19 protein-coding genes, 2 pseudogenes and 1 riboswitch are annotated in these 21280 nt (G+C 41.7%); of the genes and pseudogenes, 5 read left to right on the top strand and 16 right to left on the bottom strand.

What is annotated here, in order from left to right; translation table 11 throughout:
- Positions 1-78: 78 nt before the first annotated feature.
- Positions 79-279: pseudogene (locus QFZ80_RS14885) on the bottom strand (fructokinase); the annotation flags it as partial.
- A 202-nt stretch (positions 280-481) separates the two neighbouring features.
- On the opposite strand from QFZ80_RS14885, the gene QFZ80_RS39010 reads away from it, so the two are divergent.
- Positions 482-640, top strand: a complete 159-nt coding sequence (locus QFZ80_RS39010; protein ID WP_373460085.1) for a helix-turn-helix domain-containing protein — start codon at positions 482-484, stop codon at positions 638-640.
- 75 nt (positions 641-715) lie between these two features.
- On the opposite strand, the gene QFZ80_RS14880 is transcribed toward QFZ80_RS39010, so the two are convergent.
- The 10 genes from QFZ80_RS14880 to QFZ80_RS14835 form a co-directional block, all read right to left on the bottom strand.
- Positions 716-2212: a glycoside hydrolase family 32 protein gene (locus tag QFZ80_RS14880; RefSeq protein ID WP_307559631.1), complete on the bottom strand. Its 1497-nt coding sequence runs from the start codon at positions 2210-2212 to the stop codon at positions 716-718.
- A gap of 37 nt (positions 2213-2249) precedes the next feature.
- Positions 2250-3095, bottom strand: a complete 846-nt coding sequence (locus QFZ80_RS14875) for a carbohydrate ABC transporter permease (RefSeq protein WP_307545873.1) — start codon at positions 3093-3095, stop codon at positions 2250-2252.
- Positions 3096-3111: 16 nt separating this feature from the next.
- Positions 3112-3993, bottom strand: a complete 882-nt coding sequence (locus tag QFZ80_RS14870; protein ID WP_307545876.1) for a carbohydrate ABC transporter permease — start codon at positions 3991-3993, stop codon at positions 3112-3114.
- A 69-nt stretch (positions 3994-4062) separates the two neighbouring features.
- Complete coding sequence (locus tag QFZ80_RS14865) at positions 4063-5442, bottom strand: ABC transporter substrate-binding protein (protein WP_307559630.1); 1380 nt, start codon at positions 5440-5442, stop codon at positions 4063-4065.
- 331 nt (positions 5443-5773) lie between these two features.
- Positions 5774-7135: a group II intron reverse transcriptase/maturase gene (gene ltrA / locus QFZ80_RS14860; protein WP_307559629.1), complete on the bottom strand. Its 1362-nt coding sequence runs from the start codon at positions 7133-7135 to the stop codon at positions 5774-5776.
- Between the two features lie 598 nt (positions 7136-7733).
- Positions 7734-8015, bottom strand: a complete 282-nt coding sequence (locus QFZ80_RS14855) for a hypothetical protein (RefSeq protein WP_307559628.1) — start codon at positions 8013-8015, stop codon at positions 7734-7736.
- A 160-nt stretch (positions 8016-8175) separates the two neighbouring features.
- Complete coding sequence (locus QFZ80_RS14850; RefSeq protein WP_307559627.1) at positions 8176-8574, bottom strand: SMI1/KNR4 family protein; 399 nt, start codon at positions 8572-8574, stop codon at positions 8176-8178.
- Positions 8575-9000: 426 nt separating this feature from the next.
- Positions 9001-9993, bottom strand: a complete 993-nt coding sequence (locus tag QFZ80_RS14845; RefSeq protein WP_307559626.1) for a S41 family peptidase — start codon at positions 9991-9993, stop codon at positions 9001-9003.
- Between the two features lie 313 nt (positions 9994-10306).
- Positions 10307-10891: a GNAT family N-acetyltransferase gene (locus QFZ80_RS14840; protein WP_307545884.1), complete on the bottom strand. Its 585-nt coding sequence runs from the start codon at positions 10889-10891 to the stop codon at positions 10307-10309.
- 689 nt (positions 10892-11580) lie between these two features.
- Positions 11581-11717: riboswitch (cyclic di-AMP (ydaO/yuaA leader) on the bottom strand.
- A 117-nt stretch (positions 11718-11834) separates the two neighbouring features.
- Entirely contained in the window at positions 11835-12038 is a 204-nt protein-coding gene (locus QFZ80_RS14835) for a hypothetical protein (protein ID WP_307545886.1), read from the bottom strand.
- Positions 12039-12315: 277 nt separating this feature from the next.
- Between QFZ80_RS14835 and QFZ80_RS14830 the strand changes: the two genes are divergently transcribed.
- Positions 12316-13398: a stalk domain-containing protein gene (locus QFZ80_RS14830; RefSeq protein ID WP_307545888.1), complete on the top strand. Its 1083-nt coding sequence runs from the start codon at positions 12316-12318 to the stop codon at positions 13396-13398.
- A 163-nt stretch (positions 13399-13561) separates the two neighbouring features.
- On the opposite strand, the gene QFZ80_RS14825 is transcribed toward QFZ80_RS14830, so the two are convergent.
- Entirely contained in the window at positions 13562-16309 is a 2748-nt protein-coding gene (locus QFZ80_RS14825) for a family 78 glycoside hydrolase catalytic domain (RefSeq protein ID WP_307559625.1), read from the bottom strand.
- 193 nt (positions 16310-16502) lie between these two features.
- Here QFZ80_RS14825 and QFZ80_RS14820 point away from each other — a divergent pair, with 193 nt between their 5' ends.
- A complete protein-coding gene (locus tag QFZ80_RS14820; RefSeq protein ID WP_307545891.1) occupies positions 16503-17369 on the top strand; it encodes an AraC family transcriptional regulator in 867 nt (288 codons plus the stop codon).
- Between the two features lie 879 nt (positions 17370-18248).
- Here QFZ80_RS14820 and QFZ80_RS14815 read toward each other — a convergent pair.
- Positions 18249-18407, bottom strand: coding sequence for a hypothetical protein (locus QFZ80_RS14815; RefSeq protein ID WP_307559624.1), 159 nt, complete (start codon positions 18405-18407; stop codon positions 18249-18251).
- Between the two features lie 20 nt (positions 18408-18427).
- On the opposite strand from QFZ80_RS14815, the pseudogene QFZ80_RS14810 reads away from it, so the two are divergent.
- Positions 18428-18628, top strand: a pseudogene (locus QFZ80_RS14810) (alcohol dehydrogenase catalytic domain-containing protein); the annotation flags it as partial.
- Between the two features lie 3 nt (positions 18629-18631).
- On the top strand, positions 18632-19231 hold the full coding sequence (locus QFZ80_RS14805) for an NADP-dependent oxidoreductase (protein ID WP_307555488.1): 600 nt from the start codon (positions 18632-18634) through the stop codon (positions 19229-19231).
- 565 nt (positions 19232-19796) lie between these two features.
- Here QFZ80_RS14805 and QFZ80_RS14800 read toward each other — a convergent pair.
- From QFZ80_RS14800 to QFZ80_RS14790, 3 genes are all read right to left on the bottom strand, one after another.
- Complete coding sequence (locus QFZ80_RS14800) at positions 19797-20108, bottom strand: P-loop NTPase family protein (RefSeq protein WP_307545893.1); 312 nt, start codon at positions 20106-20108, stop codon at positions 19797-19799.
- 85 nt (positions 20109-20193) lie between these two features.
- Positions 20194-20751, bottom strand: a complete 558-nt coding sequence (locus QFZ80_RS14795) for a DJ-1/PfpI family protein (protein WP_307545895.1) — start codon at positions 20749-20751, stop codon at positions 20194-20196.
- A 244-nt stretch (positions 20752-20995) separates the two neighbouring features.
- Positions 20996-21268 (bottom strand): DUF6431 domain-containing protein, encoded by a 273-nt coding sequence (locus QFZ80_RS14790; protein WP_307559622.1) that lies wholly within the window; start codon positions 21266-21268, stop codon positions 20996-20998.
- Between the last annotated feature and the right edge of the window lie 12 nt (positions 21269-21280).

Genomic DNA, 21280 nt, shown 5'->3' with positions numbered 1-21280 from the left:
AAAGATCGCTAATATCCTTGCCAAGAAGGCAGGATGAGGCGATTTTCTTACTTTCACAGAAACAATAGGCCCTTCGGTTTATTCATTAGATGTTTTCAACGCCTTCAAACCAAGCGCCAACGCCCCGCACAGTCCGGCATTATCCCCTAATCCCGGAGGAAGGATGTATTTATCGATATTCGTAAGAATGGCTTCCGCACTAACGTATCCGTTTAAATTTCTCTGCACCTCGGTTCGTATCATCGGAAGCAGTTGCTTCTGTTGCATAACGCCTCCGCCAAAAGTGTGTAAGTATTTTTCTTCGGTGCATCAATGGCCGTTCGAAGCAGACGAAAATCCGGGTTTGAACGCCTTCGGCTTGCAGCTTTATTAAATCCGGCTGTAACCAGTTTCCACAAAGATTACACGGCCATCTAAATTAGCAAACATTACTTGGTTCGTCTCTTTCAAAAAGCGTTTAGTATGAGTCCGATTCAATACCATGCGTGTGCATGCAGCACGCCATTTGATCCAATTTACCACCGACCCGCTTACCATCATCGCCGAGAAGATGGGCTTTCCAAGCATTCATGCATTCAGCAGCAGATTTTTTAAAATGGTAGAAGGAACAACCCCATCCTTCTACCGTACAAAAAGTTAGGTGTTCGCTAACATCCCATAAAAGCTGTCTCACATTGGGATCAGAAGAATTCCATACACATCATACTACTTATGATCACCGCCAAATCGATTCGAGTTTCCAAACGTTTAATGAAAGCATTTTAACCTTTCCTCCACGGCAAAAAATATCAATCCCCGTACTCGCTGGATCAGGATAGATATTGTTTGACATCACGGAGCGCCCTTCATTTGCATAGATTTCTATACATGTAGTATCAACAAAAATTTGCAATGCTACCAAACCATTAGCCGTTGTCTCGAGCGTGCACGTTCGCACGCCTTCACTAAACGAATCTGAACGGGATCTATCAAACCGGAGTACCTTGGAGTTGACATCGTAGGATATCAAGGTTTCTTTACCGTCTTCAGAACATCTCAATCGCAATCCGAATTCTTCCGCATCGCAATCTTCCAATGAAAACTTCACCATGATCTCCAAACAATCGCCATTCATTTCTTTGGGAACGGGTCTTCGTCCTTCCTCAACCAACACATTCTCTACTACGTAATGCTCTTTACGCAAAGTTTGCAATTGTTCAACCGGAAGAAACTTCAAACGTCCGCCTGTATCCAATTCAACCTTTCTCGGAAGAGACATGGCCCCGCACCAGTTTGCTTTTGTCGGACCGAACGACTTAAACCACGGCATCCAATCCCAAGCGTTCAACCAACCTATAATAATTCGTCTTCCATTATCATCAAGGAAAGATTGAGGAGCATAGTACTCGAACCCGCAATCCACTTCTCCACAATAATCCCAAGTAAATTTCCCACTACTATAATCTAATGAACCAGTTAAATAACTCGCTTTTTTTTCACCCATTCCCATTGGGGAGAACATTAGTACATAACGATCGCCAAGCTGAAAAATATCCGGACATTCCCACATCGTACCCATCGTACCGTCACTCTCAGCCAATACACTTACATACTCCCATACATACAGGTCATTCGAGCGATAAAGCAAAGCTCTTCCTTTTCCATCTTTACTTGAACCTACGACCATATACCATTTATCTTCGTGTTTCCATACTTTCGGATCCCTGAAATCAGAGGAACTCCCTTCTGGAGGAACAGAGATAACCGGATTTCCTACATATTTTTGAAATGTCACGCTATCGGTACTGGAAGCTAAACATTGGGTTTGAATGACACGCCCTTCCTTCATAATCGTGCCGGTGTAGATCAAAGTCAATATCCCGTTGTCATCGACGGCGCTTCCGGAAAAACATCCGCCTTTTTGGTCAAGATCATAGACTTCACTTGGCGCAAGTGCAATAGGAAGGTGTTCCCAGTGAACCAAATCTTTACTTTTTGCATGGCCCCAATGCATCGGCCCCCACTCGGCCGAATACGGGTGAAACTGGTAAAACATATGATATTCTCCGCGATAATAGATGAGTCCGTTAGGATCGTTCATCCAATAAGCAGGCGGCATAAAATGAAATTTTAAGCGCAATGGGTCTTTACCCACATGGTCATTCATATTTGCAGCCGATTGTTCGGCTTTAGCCAGCATAAGATTATGAAACGTATGGTGATCGTAAAGCATCCGTCTTTCCTCCACTCTTTTTTGCAGTATTTAGTCTCTATTCTTTAACGGCACCCATCGTCATTCCGCTAACAATGTATTTCTGCATGACGAATGAAAACAGCATGACAGGCACACTAAATAGGGTCGCCGCAGCCGTCATGGGGCCTAGATCCAAACCGTATGCTGTTAAAAACTCTGAAATTCCCACTGGCACCGTCTTAGCCGAAGTGCTTGTTAAAAGTAATGCGAACAAGAAATCATTCCAAGAAAGCATAAAGCTAAAAATTGCGGTAGTTGCTAATCCAGGCAGCGAGATCGGCAAAATAATACGCATAAATGTTCCAAACATCCCGCATCCGTCGACACGCCCGGATTCATCAAGCTCTTTGGGCAAATTGTCGAAAAAACCAATCATCATCCAAATGACAAACGGTATGTTAATGCTGGTGTAGACTAATACAAGTGCTATTTTTGTATCCATTAAACCTAATTGCCCAATAATACGGTACATGGGTATTGCAACGCTGATCAGAGGCGTCATGCGAACCACTAAAGTAAACAACAGAAACATATTCCCGAGTTTTGATGAAAACCTGGTTAAGCCATAAGCAGCTAATGATCCCAGAAAAACACTCAACAATGTACCTGCCAATGCGGTTAAAAGACTGTTAACAAAATATTTGCCGATGGTCAGTTGATGAAACAGGGCATTATAATTGGCTAAAGTAAATACAGAAGGCAACAACGACGGGTTTGTGGAGATCACTTCCCTTGGCGGTTTCAATGAAGACAACACAAGGTACGCATAAGGGAATAAAGTAACTATCAAAAAGATACATGAGATGATGAGGGCAAATAACCCGGCAACTCTGGATTTTTGTCTACTCATGGTTATAACCATCTTGCTGATCTCCTTTCTATCGAACCGCTTTCTTATTTGGATTCCAGAATTGTTTAAAAAAGAATGAACAGATTGCCAGCAAAATAATCATAAAGATTACAGCCATTGCGCTTGCATAACCTTCTTGATTGTATCTGGCTACCGATTTGTAAATTAATGTACTTACTAACGAAGAGGATCCGCTAGGACCACCTTGTGTCATAACCCAAATAATGTCAAATGATTTTGCGGCATCAATAATACGTATGATAACGGCAACGACAATGACCGGTTTTAAACTCGGCAGCGTGATATGCAAGAAGTTCTGAAACTTATTGGCTCCGTCAATGCGCGCCGCTTCATATAAACTTTCAGGAATTCCTTGTATACCCGCTAATAATATCAACATCATAAAGGGTGTGGTAAGCCATACGTCGGCAATCATACAGGAGATTAACGCGTACTTGCTGTCAGATAACCATAAGATACTTTGAGGATTCTTGATCAAACCGATTTTGTATAAAATGACATTTAAAATGCCAAATTGGTCGTTCAACATAAACTTCCATATTAACCCGCAAACTAAAGGCGAGATCATTAACGGACTCAATAGTAAAGTACGAATGATGTTGGCGCCTTTAAACCCTGTACTCAGCAAAAGCGCAAGGATCATGCCCAATATCAACTCAATGGCTACTGCACCAATCACATATTCGATCGTATTAGACAAGGATTGATAGAAGGTATCCGAAGTAAGTGCCTTCGTATAATGCTGTAAACCTATAAATTTGGAAGGGTCGTCATCGTCAAAAAAACTGTCTTTAAAAAGCAACAGCATCGGATAAACAAAAAACAAGATCATGAAAACGAAAGCCGGTAAAAAAAATAGGAAAGAAAGCTTCTGATCCCTTGAAGACATATCCATCATCCTTCTGCGAGAATTGAATGCGGTTAAAAAAGGGGCTTGAACCTCAGCCCCTTATTCCGCTTATCTGCCTTGTATCTCGTTAATTATTGCTGCTGCTCTGTTTAATGCTGCTTGCGGTGTTTCCTTTCCTGAGAGAGCTACTTGAATCGCAGTGACTAATGCTTCATTTTCGATTTCGTTCCAATGAGGCAATATTGGACGATTCTGTGTCTGACTGGCAGCCAGTGTAGTTTCAAGCGCTTTCAAGTGTGCATATTCAGGTTTTTGGCCGTAATTCTCAAAGACCGATTTTCGTGCAGCCACTCCTAATGCTTTCATAAACAATTCATTTTTTTCATAAATAAATTTCACGTATTGTTTGGCGATATCTTGTTTTGTGGACGTGCTCGGGATCACTTGATACCAAGGCCCAGGGACTACTCCTACCCCGGAATCTCCGGCTATCATTGGCGCCGCTCCCACTTTCCCCGCTACTTTCGATTTACCTGGATCGTTAGAAGGGATAAAGAAATGAGCCCACTCTAACATCATCGCCATTTTTCCATTCCAAAACATTTCAGAAATTTCAGAAGAGGCCATGTTCAGAGCACCTTCTGGCGCAGATTTATCTTCCCGCAAAATCTTTGTTTCAAATTCTAGCGCTTTTACATATGGCTCCGAGTTAACTAAGGCTTTATTATCTTTGCCTACAACGAGCGGTTTGGCTCCTGCTTGCGCTGCATGGTCCAACCAACTGGCAACCGAATCACCGTTATTCATTCCTAATATGCCTGTACCATATTGTTCAATTTTCCCATCATTATCTGTATCACGAGTAAAGAACTTAGCGACATCCCTGTATTGCTGCCAATTCGTAGGCGGCTTCAAATCATATCCATATTTAGCCTTAAATGCCTCTTGCTCCTTCGGATCATTAAACAGATCCGTTCGATACAATAAAATTTTTGAATTCGTCCACAGCGGCATACCCAAAATCTTACCGTTTACTTTACCGCCGTCGACTACATTTGGCACAAAATCATTTTTGACCTCGTCCGTCATGATGTCATCCATGGCTACCAAGTTTTTAGCAAGAGCAGGAAACCACAGGATATCAATCGTGGCGACATCATACGCTCCTGAATTCGTTTTCATTTCTATGTTTAATTTGTCGTAGACACCGATGTAGGGAACCGTCTCAATTTTCACATCATATCCGGTTTTTTGTTTGAATTCTTCCGCCGTCTGGGTGGCGACCGTATTAGCCGGACTTCCTCCCTCAACCAGAACCGTAATGGATTTATCCGACGAGTTAGACGCTCCTTTCTCAGAAGTTTGTTGTCCTTTATTGGACGCAGAGCTTTCAGGGTTCTTTTCATTACTAGAACATCCAACCAAAATCGCTGAAAAAGACATGCATAGTACAAGAACACCAGATAATAATTTACCTTTTAATTTCATAAAAAGTTACCCCCTCATTATTATTTAACAAATGGTAGTCCCCCTAAAGGACTATTAGGTTGCCAAGCGTTCATAGTAAGTTCCTCCATCATTTTCATTTGTTTTGTCATTATGCTTTCCAATACCCTCAAATATCCCCAGGCAATCCCCCCAAGTAAACAGAAAAGATTATCCAAAATTGTGTTTCTCGAAAATCGTTTGATTTTCGCAGAAAAACGTTTTCTTTTCTCAGTTAAACGTTTTCTTTTCCACAAAACCAATGATATACTAATAATGAAACATTGTCGTTGGCTTAAATTATGATTAATTTGTCAAATATTTTGGTTGGAGGTTAATACTTGAACATACACAGTTCTTCACCCAGGGCAGTACGGATTTCCCATGATGTACTTACAGTTTTCAAGCCTGAACGCTGAAGCAGCAGATGCATCTCACTCCAAATTAGCCTGTGCTTCTTGTGCTTCTTATTCCAGAAAAGCCTCATTCTCCTAAGGATGTACCAGTCTACCTTGGCTAGGAAGCCATTGGACTTCTTCCGATCGACATCCAGATGAGCGTAATAGTTACGCCATCCCTGAATCATCGGATTAAGTTTTTCCACCATCAATTTTAGTGACCATCGGAGTCGGCCTCTTGGGTACGTCTCTTCTTTCACGCGCAGACGCATCTTCTTCATCGCTTTCTTTGATGGAAAACTTTGAAGCCTATACATAACTCCGTTTTTATGAAGATACGGCATTTTTCGATGGTGAAAACCAAGGAAGTCAAACCCGTCTTCGTTCTTCCAAAGACGTACTAACTTCGACTTGCTAGTATTTATGGTTAGTTCCAGTTTCCCAAAGATGGACTTAAGGATTCGAATTGATTCGAGTGCCTGCGGTTTCAACCTGCATAGAATGACTAGATCATCAGCATACCTAACCAGTTTTCCAAGATGAGAAAACCGCTTTTCCCAAATTGTATCAAGGTAGTTCAGATAGATATTGGCGAGTAACGAAGATATCACTCCGCCCTGCGGACTTCCGATTTCCGTTTTGTGCCAAATCCCTTCCTTCATCACGCCAGCTTCAAGCCATTGCCTAATTAATTTCAGGATGCGCTTGTCACAGATACGCTCTTCTACCAGTCTCATTAGTTTGCTATGCGAGATGTTATCGAAATAGCCCGTAATATCTACGTCGACTACCCAATTTACAATTCCCCTATTGACACTATCCCGAATACATTTGATGGCATAGTGTGCCGACCTCTTCGGACGAAATCCATAAGAGCAATCCTTAAAATCCGCCTCAAAGATACCTTCGATCACCATTTTTGTTGCCATCTGCACAGTTCGATCTCGGATCGTCGGAATTCCTAAAGGACGAGTTTTCCCGTCCGGTTTAGGTATCTCTTTCCGCTTCACAGGGGATGGCTTGTATGCCCCATCCGCCAACTGCTGTCTGATTTCCTCGATAAAGGTTTCTTCTCCGTATTCTTGAACGATGGACTCAATCGTTTGTCCATCTACGCCGGCACTGCCTCGATTCTTTTTCACCCGCATCCATGCTTCCCGCAGGACGTCTTTCCGGAATATTTTATCGTACAGAGCATGAAACTTGCGCTTAGGGTTGGCCTTAGCCGCAAGATAGAGGGTATTTTGGAGTCGTCGAGCGTTTTCATTGGTGGCGTTAGCCGTCTGTTCGGCATTCACTTGCTCTTACCTCCTCAAATTCCCACGAACGAAGTGGGGTATTGCCCTTCCCTCCCCCGGGGGTTATGTTGTCCACCGGATCCACAGTAGTATGGCCCCCTCCGACTCCCTTCCCGCAGCTCGCCACTTCACCTTTGGGGCTTATAGGTCTACCGTTTACGAAAAAAAAACTTCGTGCGGGGGAGGGTCTCCCTAGTTCCAGATACAACTTTCTCTACATGCCGTTCCCCATACACCGGAGGGTTCTTCTGCGCTGCAGTTCCAAGATCTTCGCGCGTTCTATGGCCTTCGCCGAGGCAGACGTGGCTCGGCTCCCTCTTGTCCCTTTCGGGTTCAGTTTCACGATGCGGTAGGATTCACTTATTACGGCCTGCAGATTTGCTTCATCACAATATTTCGTGACTTTTCACAGGGCTTCAGCCGTTGGATTTCGCCAACGTCTGCCTGCTAGCTACGAGGCGGCTTGGTCCTTACCCCGACTGAACTTGCATCAGTTAGTTGTACCTAGCTTGGCTAGGCGCGCTCTGCCCGTTACTTAAATGAACTAAAAAAAGGAGCTGCCACGAGGCAAGCTCCTTCACTATCGTTCTGCGTTAGTTTAAAGATGAGGCAAAATGTCAATAAGTGCTTCAACTTCAAAGATAAATGCTTCAAGGTTTTCGCAGTCAAACCAATTGCTCTTTTCATTTATCTCATATAAAACCTGATAACCATGATAATTAATCAACAAGTTCCAACCTTCTCTTGAAATCATTGCTTCTAATATCTGACAGTAGTCAAACAACACTTCAACAATAGCTCTATTCAATAAATCGGTATACTGATACGTGGTTCCAAATGGCTCAGGATAGATTCGATATGCTAACCATTTCATTTCCATATTTGCACCTCTAAGAGTTTCAAAGCTTTTTTTCTGTCAAATAAGTTATTCGGTGATTTATAAATATTCTCCTCCACTATCCTGCCCTTTAATGAAAATAGAGCAGCCGCTGATCGCAAACTGCTCCATGGTGCGTTTAACTAACGTTCTCCGTTAGAGTTTAGTCGGTTAAGGAAGCTAAGTATTCTAGAAAACCAGTAAATGTGTCAGAGCATTTTGTTATTTCGTCTAGGTCCATACCTATAAAGGGAACTTCAACAATTGTTGTTTCCTCATACCTTGTATCGAAAGCATACGCTGTACCTCCACCATCGGTACCAAATATCACTAACCCATCTGCAAATTCTCTGACGGCATATCCTTCATTTAATTCTTCTAACTCGTCAATTGCCCACAGGTGTATATACGTGTTTCCCACGGTACCTACCGCACCATTATAATGAACAATAAATTCTTTGTAATCCCTCGGAAATTTTGCACCATTCTTGCTTTCCGTTTCCATAACTAAATTCATGTTTGTAGGGGGATTCATCTCTAGTCCATTAATAAAATAGTTCAAAATATTTCCGCCCTTTCTAACCAATTTAGAGTCTACCACTTACCTTATATTACCATGTAACTAATAGTTATTATTACGGAATTTTACCCTTTAGTTGAATAGTAAAAAAGAGACCCACAGCAATGGGCTGAAGGTCTGAGTATATATATTTAAAAGGGGGTTAAGTTTTATTATAGGCTTGATTCATTAATGATGCATGAATATAAGATTTCAATTTTGTTACAATTACTTAACTCTCGTTTCTCGGTAGGTTAATCAATTATATACATATAATTCAAAAGGCACGACTTATAATGACTGCCGTTCTTAGTATTATCTATTGAACTTGAACTATCGTTCACCGTTAACGCAATGAACTGGACAAAAACCTGTGTATCAGGGTGCTATCCACCAACTATTCTTGATCTTTAATAGCAGGGCTTTAACCTATCTAAGGTTCAATATTTTTTTGATATCGGCCATTAACTGCTCTCGTCCAGGTTCCGAATTCTCGCTAAAGTGTTGCAATATATGTTGGAGGAGCAATTGATATGCCTTCTCATAAGCTTCATCACTGTTGCTCTCGATATCCGGTAAAACTCCTATGCCCTCCCAGTTATCTTTGGTTATCGGGTTAATCGCACGTCCATTGGGGATAAAGACCTGAAAATGGTCATTTATGCGATGGATACTGCCTGGATTTGCTTTTCCGCCAGTCTTTTCGCCAACAATCTTAACTCTTTTAATTGCTTGTAGACTATAGGCGAATTCTTCAGCGCCGGACCCTGTTTTTTGACTGGTCAGAAGATAAACAGGCTTACTCGAGCCGAATCTTTTCCCTGGCACAAAGGGCAAACTCCAAAATGATTGTGTGGCATCGTAAAATCGCCAATAAAGATCATTTAAATGCACTGGTGGGGAACCATCCAACAAATAACTGGCGATTAACGTCACCATAAATGAAGAGCCGCCGTTATTATTTCGGAGATCAATGATTAACCCGTCTGTATTCGCTAAAAAACTCATAGCGTGTGCTGCCGTTTCACCTGCAAGCTCTGGATAAACGAATTCATTAATAACGAGATAACCTATATTACCTGGTAATCTCTCTACCCTTTCGAAGCCGTAGTTATTAAGTTTTTGGCGTAATTTGATGTCATCATTAGCGATTGATTCGTGCAATTGAAGAGGTAACGGAAGTTCACTAAAGTGAAGACCCAAATGTTTGTCATTACTTATTTTTTGCATATAACCCGTAATCTTCTGCGATAAGGCTAAGCCGCTCTCCACCTTGTAAAAGTCACCTTCAGAAAGCTTTTCAAGCAGAACCGTCTTCGTGATTTCAGCAGTGTTTGGGAAAACATAATAATCAAGCAACAGGACTGCAAGAGATTCAACAGTATTATTAATAAAACCATCATCCAGTTTAATTGTAGTCAACCCGCATCTTCCTTTCCGCAGCGGCAGTTTATGAAGTACTATTAACGCCAATATCTACCTTTTTTATTATATAATACAGAAAAATATAATGTATATAACAGTTTTGAAAAATCTCCCTAAATACTACGCTTTTATTGATAATGTGCAATGAAACAGATAAGAAATTTTATATAACAGATACAGCCTGATAGACCAAAAGGTAATATCGCCACGCATAACTTGCCCGTTACTTGAATGGACAAAAAAAAAGAGCTGCCGCCAGGCAAGCTCCTTCACTATCGTTCCTCGTTAGTTTAATAAATGGTGCCTGTTTTCAAATTATAGTGTCCAATGAATGCTTTCGATGTTCCCATTCCTCACGAAGAATACCCATTTTAATTGCATCGTAATATTCCCCCCGAACTATACGCGCCTTTCGAACACGAGCTTCTTCAATCATGCCGCATTTTGCAGCTAAGCGAATCATCCGTTCATTCCCTGACCAAGTGCCAATTCCTAATCTTACCGTCTTTAATTGAGTAAAAAGGTAGTCGATCCACATTTGAAAAACTTCCGTTCCGTAACCACCGGACCAATATCGAGAATCAAATATCGCAATTCCTATTTCGAACCAATTGGTGCTCTCATCAACCCAATAACGCCCCGTTATTCCTTTTAATTCTCCATCAATCTCAATGACTAATCGATAGCGGGGCTCTCCAGTTTGGGTAATACCAAGATCGCGTTTATACTTCTCGTAGTAGTCCTCAAGTGTTAGAGGTTCCAACGGCTTATAGGGACCATTCCAATTTAAATGTTCTCGATCTTCAGCTAAATAATCCCAATAATATATACGCTCTATGTCTTGCTCCGTGAGATCGCGTAAAAGAAGTCTACTTCCCTGTATTGGAAGATTCATACTATTAAACATCCCCCCCTAAACATATTTTAATTATATAAGCCACCATTTTTCTCTGCAAGGCCGATCATAATATTAACCTATCCTTTAGTTCAATGAAAAAAGCAGGCTACCTTAGCTGCTTGCCGTATTTCAAGTATCATTTTCTGTTAGTTGAATTAAGAAGTAAATGTGAAGGACTTCCATAACATACGATCAAAAAGTTGGTTATGATGGGCTTAATGTAGAATTAAACCGAAAAATAGCTTTATCCTTCAACGAAGCTCATATAATACTGCTTCTAATGTACTCTCTGAGGCAAGGATACGGACAACCAAAAATATGAGCCATTGTTACGATAAATTTGTGATGTTCCTTCAATTTTTTTTTGGAAATACCGATGCGATTGGCTAGTAATTGTTGAACCGCTAATTCCCTTTCCAAACTTAGTTGGTTTAGTCATTGTTTTGTCCGACCGTTTTGCTTATTTCCAATAAAGTCTGTGTTTCGAAGCCTGATGGCCGATACACCAAATTGGAAAATTGAATGTCGAACTCCTCCAGCCGTCGCTTTAAGTGAAGAATCTCTTCTTGACGTTGTAATGTTTGATCTTTTCGAAAGCATGTTTAATTCCTCCTTTTTTCTCTTGAACGAAAAAAGGAAGCGAGGGAATAGAGCCCTAAAAATAAAGAACCCATTTAATGTTTCTTTCATTTTCTTTCTACGCTGACGAAGTTAGCTGACGGATTCGGGTTGAAAGTTAACCCTAACACTTACAAAGTGTACTCACCCCAGAAAACTTGGTTCCCCCGCTTCTTTAATCTAAAGAATTAAGCGTAGTATGATTCATTCTTATTTTATCAATTTACCCCAATACATATATAGAAACAATAGTAATATTTACTTATAATTATTATGTCTATTTTCAACTAATAGTTCAATTTTACTGTGGTTAACTGATTTATTAATGAAAGCAGCTCGCGATGCGTTCTTCCGAGGAAAGAATCGCCATCGCCAATAAAATCATGAGAATTCTTCCGTCTCGAATCGCCGTCACACACGGATTAGTAACAACTAATAAATCAGAAGCGGAAGCATCCCTGCATACATCCAGTACTGGTACTTGACGATCATATTGCTTCCATAGCCCAACGGGATCTTCAACCACCGCAACGCGAATTCGTTCGTCTCGAGTTCAAGAAATTCAGATTACCGACCTTTTCGGAAATCCCGTTTACAGGCTGATCAGCCTATCAAACTAATGATTGAGTGGCCAGGCGAGATCATGGGGATGGAAAATGGAGATGTGCAGCCTTACAGCTCCAGAGTGAGTAAATATTACAACATAATTTTGGACAACTGCAACCTATTCGAACCGATCTCCGTCTGATGGATTGTCAACATGATTGACGCTAAATTTCAAACATCGGAAGGAGCTTTATGATATGAAGAAGAAACTAACTGTAATATTAACTTTGGCTGGGATACTCGGCACAACAGCTGCAGTCGGAGCTGAGGATTTGCTAGAAAAGGTTACAGGTTACTTACAAAAAGACGTAAAGATTCTTGTTAATGGACAAGACAGCAAGCTAACGCCTGTCTACATCGATGGAAAAGCGTACCTCCCAGTACGCGACGCTGCGACTCAGCTTGGATATACGGTAAATTACGATGAAGCGAACAAAGAGATCGAGCTGGACGAAGCGGCTGACCTGATGCCTGCATCCGGTGTGATCGTAAGCGTACAGGCTAAGGAAGACGGTAATACCCGCATCGAGCTGCTTGGCAGCACATGGGTCATTTTAACCGTAGACAAATCGACTGCCATCAAGAGCCTAGACGGTAAAACGCTAACTGCAGCCGATCTTAAAGCCGGTACTCAAATCGACGCCGAGTTCGGACCAGCAATGGCGATGAGCTATCCGGGCCAAGCGCAAGCTGTAAGCATTAACGTTCACGCAGACCGCTCAGTCAAAGAAGATACAATCAAAGAAGTAAAACATACGGATGATGGCTGGCAAGTTCAATTAGGCGACAATTTGGTACTTAACGGCGGTAAAGAAACTCGCGTCATGACGTCTCAAGGCGAATCCGTGAAATGGGAGGACCTGAAAGCCGGCACGAAAGTAAAAGCCTACTACGGTCCATTTGAAACGAAAAGCCTACCTCCGCAAAGCCCTGTGTTCCTCCTCGTTGTTCAGGCTCAAGCGCCTGTAACAGGCACTCCGAAAATGTCGCCTGAGACAGCGCAGGGATACCGAAACTTGGCATGGGCGCAAGTGAAGGAGCAAGCGTCCCATATTACAACGAAGCAAGACGAAGCAGCCGTTCAAATCGTCTCCTCTAATGAGGTAGGCGTATTGGCTTCCACAGACGAGCAGAAGAAATTGCTCGCAGACGTTCAAGCTGCGAACGGCAATTTCGTGACGGTTACTTACAGCACAGACCAAGATGAGCTGCTTGGACCGTTGACAGTCGTATTCGATTTCAACACAAAAGCTTTTATCGGCTTTAACGCTAGAAGATAAACGATTTCTAATTAGCCATGAAATTCAGCTTCCATTGAATTCCATGGCTTTTTTTTCTAAGGGCATAGAACCCTAACGGACCACTACATATTTGTAGCCCATATAGTAAGGAGCCCCCCCACCTGTTTTCGAATGAAAACAGGCATTTCTGCTTAGCTTACTTCTATTTTAATGTAAATGTGTAATTGCCCGACCCTACAGACTGAATCCAATACGTCTGCCCCCTTCTCTGAATACGATACTCGCTACAATTCGTAGTTAACTCTCCAGAACCTACGATTGGCAAACCAATATCGGCGGCAACTCCAACCGGTATCTTTACTTCCAAACCTATTTCCTCACCATTCCGGCAATACTCCGCACTTATCAAACCGTATTGACTTAATACGCATCCTTTAACCTTTTCAACTGTCTGTGTCAAAGTTGGTTCAATTATAATCTTTCGATACCCTGGTTCTGCCATTCGTATTCCTAATACATTGGAGGTAAGCCACTCTTTTACATGCCCCATCATGGCATGATTTCTTGATCTTACCATACCCATCCATAATTCCTCATAGTTCCAGTATTCAGGCAATGTAGTTAAGTGATTATCAACAAAGAACTTATAGCTTGGCTGAGTATCATTCATAACCATTTTATACACAATATCGTTTTTCCCATACTTCCCAAGCGAAGCAAACACTTGCTTTAAGCCCACTTCGCCTGACGAAAGGTGATAATCACGGATTTGGACGGCTTCTACAAGTCGATTAACCGCAATCTCATTATTTTCTTCTAAAATGATGCCGCTGAATAGAACACATCCATAGCTTGCTTGACTACCATTACCATAAATGCGGCTTTCCGGTTGGTAGCACTCCGCATGCAGATGAAACTGCTCCTTTACTTTTTCAGCCTTAGCGGCGAAATTCATTACATCCCCGAAATGCCCTGTCAATGCTGCAATCTTAGCCATCGTGCTCAGTAAGTAATAGTAAGCGCAATTTTCTACCAGTGTTACTGGGGTGTTTTCATGTAACTGCCCCCAGTCCCCCATTTGGGCGTAGCCCGCTAACAGGCCGTTCTGGGTTTGAGTTTCTAAATACATGATATATTTATTCATCGTCTGGTAAGCCTTTTGTAATATGGAACAATCGCCATAGATCTGATAATATTCCCAAGGTGTCAAGATACAGGCCCCACCCCAGTTCGGGTCACGATTCAAACCGTCGATTCGAAAATATTCAGGTGCAATGGCAGGCATATAGCCAAGCTCTTCGGTATCCCCATTCACGTTATCTGTTTTGTTGGTCTGAGCATCAATCATATCTTGGACGATTTTTGGGATCCATGAACGGATATCATATCCCGCTGACATGGACCGAAACATCAAATGCGTGGTTTCTAGCCAACCTATTTTCTCAATCTGCGGGCAGTCCGTAAATGAGAAAAACATATTGCTTTCAATGGCACGATTGGTGATCTCATCAATTTGATTCAATACCGGATTCGAGGTTTCAAACATCCCTGTTTTCTCATTCGCAACACGTAATATGCAGCAATAAAATTGATCGACTGTTGCATCCCACATAAAGCCGGAAACCTCGACATACCGGAATCCCTGATAGCAAAATGAAGGATGCCATCTCTCATCTCCATCTCCTTTTACCGTATAACTATTCTTAATACTGCAATGATATTTCTGACTCCAGCTCTGTGTGCAGGAGGACTGATCGACGGACGTTTTTTCATCATTCAAGATCTCTGCAGGATACATCTCAATGACAGTTCCTCTGTCTGCCTCTGTCATGCCAGGGAGCATGATTTCGGGGAATCCCGCAACATTGATGCCCATATCCACGAGCAAATTCCCATTCTCCAGTCTTGTGACAGAAGCTGCTGATAATTTCTCTATGATCCGAACAGGAATAAATTCTCTAGCTTTCAAGCTTCCCAGCGGTTGTTCCATGATGACAGCCTGCTGCCAGCCTGTGCGATCAGCAAGAGGCTCGTTCCAACCGCGTATCTCCGCTCTTGCATCATAATCTTCGCCGCCATACCAGTTGTTAAAGGTGATGGGACTGTCTGTTAATTGCCAAGCATCATCTGTCGCTGCAACTATTTCTACACTTCCATCCTCATAGATAACTTCGATCTGAGCGATGACTTTCTTTTCACCGTAAAGTCCTTGTCTGACGTATTTTGAATCATTTTTTTGGTAACGATGTTCAGGAGCCTCGGTTGTTTCATCCAGCATCATCGTAGGGTTAACTCTAAAATTAACATACTGCCCATTCCCAATTAGGATACCGAACGCATTCGTGTCACTCTTCAACTGCTGGGTTATATCATACGTGACATAGTAGACGGTTTTGGAATAATCGCTCTCACCTGGATTAAAAAAAGTATCATCTAATTGCACGCCATTCATGCTTGCCTGAAATAAGCCCAATCCACTCACATAAGCACGAGCTTTGACAACATTTTTCACATCGGATACCTGAAAATCTCTGGCTACTTGTGGTGCTGCTGATTTGTTGCAATCTGCCGTATCTCCCTGTCCAATCCAGTGTGCTTTCCAATCATTCTGTTCTAAAAGCCCCATTTCCCAAGAAGCAATATCGCTCCATTCCGACTCTAGATCGTTCTTATCCCATACCTTCACCTTCCAAAACAGTTCCTGCCTTGATGAAAGTAAAGCTCCACCGTACGCAATGGCGTAGTTATTTTCATGTGATACTTTTCCGGAATTCCACAAGTCTCCAATGTTTTTATGCAGCAACTCTTTCGTTGAAGATACCAAAATACAATACGCGGTTTGAAACTGATTCTGATCTTCTGACTCGAGTGTATAACTCAATAATGGATTTTTTGTTTCTATTCCTAAAGGATTTTTCAAATATTGTACCAACATATTCGTAATATTCATTTGTGAATGCCTTCCTCTCAACAATATATAAAATGTGTCCTCTAGCATAATTATATCTATCTGATTGTAAGAAATACCCGGCAATTCGGTCATAATTACCCTGAAATAATGCCATTTCTTAAAAACATTCATTAGACTCAAACCATTTATTATTTTATAATCATGACTATGACGTTGAAGAGGAGGAACTTTAATGAATAAATCCGTTCAACTTTTTAAAAGTGAAAGTTTCGTTCAGAGTAACTTACATCTACATGTAAATCGCTTTGTTGAAGACTTTAGTGTTCCTTTCCACACTCACGACTTTATCGAATATTGTTATGTGGCTGAGGGAAAGGGCTTCCACCATATTGAAAATGAAACTTTTCCTGTACATAAAGGTCAACTCTTTGCGATCCCTGTCGGGGTGTCACATGTATTTCGGCCGTCCTCTCCCAAATCTTCAGGCGATCAATTGATCGTCTATAATTGTCTCTTTGATACCCAAATGATGGATCATCTATATCTCCTACTTCATGATTCTCCAATCAGGGAACATCTCAGCTCTCTCGCGGACGGTACTTCAACCTATTTCTCTATCTTCGATAGCGATAATTCATTTGAAAACATCATAATGAAGCTTTACCGCGAAGTCTCTGCTCCCTGTATTGGCTCTACTACCATGCTTCAAACACTCTTAGCCCAGTTAGTCGTTGCCGTTTACAGACAGAAGTTCGGAGAAGTAGATAAGCCGACAACAGAAGCTGCCGACTTTTCTAGAGTACTCCAGTACATTGAGAACCATTTATACGAGCCAATTACGCTTTCTGATTTGGCGATATTATCACAGTGGAGCAGTCGAAATTTGCAGCGCATATTCATGCGGCATACCGGCCAATCCTTCGGTTCCTATCTGCAAAATTGTCGCGTCCAAAGGAGCTGTACACTGCTTCGAGACTCCGATTACAAAATCACTGTAATTGCAGAGCAAGTCGGGTACCGTGATATCGATTCGTTCAATACCATTTTCAAAAAAATAGTTGGTCAAACACCAAGCACATATCGCAAGCTTTACCGATAGATCGATCTTTCGATCTATCCCTTTACTGCGCCACCTTTATTTAATTGCTCAGCAATCTCGATGCTCCTTTCTATCGGAATAAGTGGGTATTGCTCTCTAATATCAACCACTTTATCAGACCATGATAAAACCAGGAACGACATTCGGCTTTAGAAAGGGTATGGTGTATCCTTTCCATCGCCTCCCCCCACCCTGCTAAAAAAAGCGCTCACCCAGTAGAGTGAACGCCTTATTACTTCAAAACTTTATTGTTTACTTCAAGACTTTATTGTCCTTCAACAAAAGATATCCTTCTGTTGGGAGACAAATTGGTTTTGAAGTGCAGAAATCCAGTAAACTCAAGGGTTTTCTGGCTTTTTTGGTGAAAACAAAATGACAAATAAAGTTTTGAAGTGGATTTTCGGCCAAATTGCCTCAATTACAAATTAGTTTTGAAGTACTTCCGACAAATTAAATAAAATCAGAAATCAGACGACTTGTTAAACTAATGTTCCCCGTTAGATTAACGAGTAATATAAGTAGCTTATGAATATTTTAATCAGCAAAATGACCAAAACTGCGAGCCATCCGAAAAAGAAAAGACCTAAACACGCACTAAACATTTGTTTCCCGAAACTTCTTCTTTCATCTGATATCTTGAGTAATAGAAAACCTATAAATATTAAAAAGAATAAAGTCCAAAAGAAGCTCTTGAATAGACAGATGGCTCCGCCGAATAAAAATGATGCTAAGATAAAATAAAATATTGATTTTTTCTTGTTCATTTTTCACCTTGATTTTTTTCGGCTTAATACCTCACAGTGTATCTACTTCATTGAAAAAGAGAACAGCTGCCGGCCGCGGCGATCTGCTCCCAGATTACTCAGCTATCGTTTTCCGTTAGCGTAACAATAAAACCCAAAATAAACATCCAAACAATACAGAGGAAGCAATAGTAAGTAGTGTACTATTTTCTTCATCCTTATTTATCAACGCACGAAGTGTGCTTAGGAATAACATCATAAAGAAAAAAACCAGTAAGGAAAATAAAATATCCACGAAAATCCCCTCCTTCTGTTTTGCTAGACTATAAAATCCGTAACGGTTGGCTTCAAGAAGTTTTTCCTGTAACCCTCCCCTACATTCCTGGATTTTACGCTTCTGGAGTTGTCGAAGAAGTAGGGCAAGGTGTAACGGATTTCAAGCCCGGTGATCGCATTTTTGGTAGTATTAGAGGAGCCTACTCAGAATATGGCATTGCGAAAGTCCAGGAATTAGTTAAGATGCCCGATATTCTCACCTTTGAAGATGCAGCAACGATTAAAGCAGGAGCCGAAACGGCTTGGAAAGCGTTGTTCACTGAAGGTGAACTCCGGTCTGGCCAAACCGTTCTCATTCATGCTGCAGCAGGCGGCGTTGGACAGTTTGCCGTTCAGCTGGCCAAATGGAAGGGAGCAACCGTGATCGCTACGGCTTCAACCTCTAACATGGACTTCGTCAAGTCTTTGGGTGCGGATCAAGTCATCGATTATACCATGACGGCTTTCGAAGACGTCGTCAAAGAAGTGGATCTGGTCGTCGATTCCATTGGAGGCGAGACCGAGAATCGATCATGGGCCGTTCTGAAGAAGGGAGGCATTCTCGTCTCTTTGACTCAGGATCCATCTCAAGAGAACGCTCAAAAGTATGGCGTTACAGCTAAATTTAACACCAAATTCCCAACATACGCGAATCTGCAGACCTTAACGGAATTAATTGCCGACGGTACGATTAAAGCAGCGATTGATTCCATATTCCCGCTAAACCAAGCTAATAAAGCACTGGAGAAAAGCGAAGCAAGACATGGACGCGGAAGAATTTTGCTGCACATAAACTCAATCTAACAACAACATGTATGAAATAGAAGTTTGGATATTAAAACACGAGAGCAACACGAGTGTATACCACACTAAGTGTTGTTTTCTTCATTCACATAAAACTATTCTGGCTAGTCGTATTGTTTGGTCACTTCCCCCAAGAAAATTTTTCATCTTCACTTATGGTATGTTCACCGGAATTAATCTTCAACTAAACTGCCCGTTAGGTGAACGAAAGGCTGCCGTTCATGCCGGCAGCCTTGTTCTAGTTGAATATTCAACTATAGTTTCCGTTAGTTCAATCTGGGCATTCAATATGTTATGCATAAACAGCAGTTGTCGCGGTTATACCAATACTGCAAATTAGACCTAGACAAAAATTTTTCAAAATTCACCACTTAAAAGAAGACGAAGCGAAAAGCTATTGCAATTGGAATTTTTTACAAACATTCTTAGATAGTATATACTGATTCGCCTTTCCCCATCCGAGGGTTTACCTGTTAACAAAAAGCATGTATCCACACCATCATCTCATTCATGCACTAGCTACATTAATCGGTTTGCGAAACAAGGAACGGTTGGTTTCACTGTTTTACCATAAATACTCATGATACCTCTGCCCTTCCACTTCTCCATTATTGATAAAAATAATATGGTCCGCGCCAATGATCGATGAGAGCCGGTGTGCGATGATTATAAATGTCTTCTCGCCGGCTAGCCGATCGATCATGAAATGAATCTCTTTCTCCGGTTCATGATCCAACTGTGATGCTGCTTCGTCGAAAACAATGATCGGCGCGCCACATAGAATGACCCGAGCCATTGCAAACCTCTGCTTCTGACTACCGGAGAGTTTAACCCCCTTCTTAAAAAAAGCATACAGCCACAGCAACATGTAATACATTAGGTGATCGTGATCCTACGGTAGGTTTTATTAATTTCTCGCTATACGGTAGAAATAAACCTCTGGTAGCAAAAGATGTTGTGCATTAAATCCTCACGAGCTTAAGAAACTCTCTCATGAAACCGGGAAGATCCGGCCATAATTGTCCTGATACAAGGTTTCCGTCCACATATGGCGTTTTGTTTGTATAGATGGCACCCAGATTTTCCACATCGAAACGGCAGGCAGGATAGGCGGTCATGGTTCGCCCTTCAAAGTACCATTTTTTATTCAACGCAATCAGCACAAGCACAGCGTGACATATCGCGCCAACGGGTTTGTTCATATCGAAAAAATGACTGACGATTCTGGGGATATGTCTGTCCAGTCGGATGTATTCGGGAGCTCTGCCGCCCGGAATGATCAAGCCGTTGTACTCTTCAGGAATGACTTCGCTAAATGAGATATGCGATCCAAGTTGATAGCCCGGCTTTTCTGAGTATGTATCCCATCCCTCGAAATCATGCACGACAGTGCGCAGCACTTTTCTCTTCGGCGAAGCAATTACGGCCTCATAACCTTCTTCCAGTATCCGAAAGTACGGGTAATACACTTCTAAGGCTTCTACCGCATCACCTGTCAAAATCAAGATTTTCTTTGACATAAATGTCACTCCTTTTTAAAAAACTCTCCCTTCAAATTCATACTCCTTCCTTAGGAAGGATATTCTATGTTCATTAAATTACTGAGGTTTTGAATAGAACTATGCTGCCCGTTAGCTCAATCGTTGCCCCTTTCCAGCTTACGTTTTGAATTTCATCTAATTTAACCTGTTGTTGAGAAAGGTTTTCAATTACGCATAACAATACAAGTTCTTGGCATCATTCGGCAAACGATATATGTTCTTGTCATTGACTTTTGACAAGAACATATATCGTTAAAACAAAAAAAGCCGCAACTACACGACTTTTAAGCTTATATGTTCTCTCTGATTCATAACGTTTGTAAGGAACGATACAGTCTGGTAGTTCATGATGGATCTTAAGGCATTGCGAACAATGAAGCCTGCGAATGACCAGCAGCTTCATCCCCGCAGACCATAGCTGCCAGCTTCCGTTGCTTACGGGCAGACCTTCGTCCCAATGACTCGGCACGGTTTGGTAACAGAGCTTGTTTCCCATTGTTATGTCCCC

This window comes from Paenibacillus sp. V4I7 (genome assembly GCF_030817275.1).
Taxonomy (GTDB): domain Bacteria; phylum Bacillota; class Bacilli; order Paenibacillales; family NBRC-103111; genus Paenibacillus_E.
This window is presented reverse-complemented; position numbering and strand designations above follow the sequence as displayed.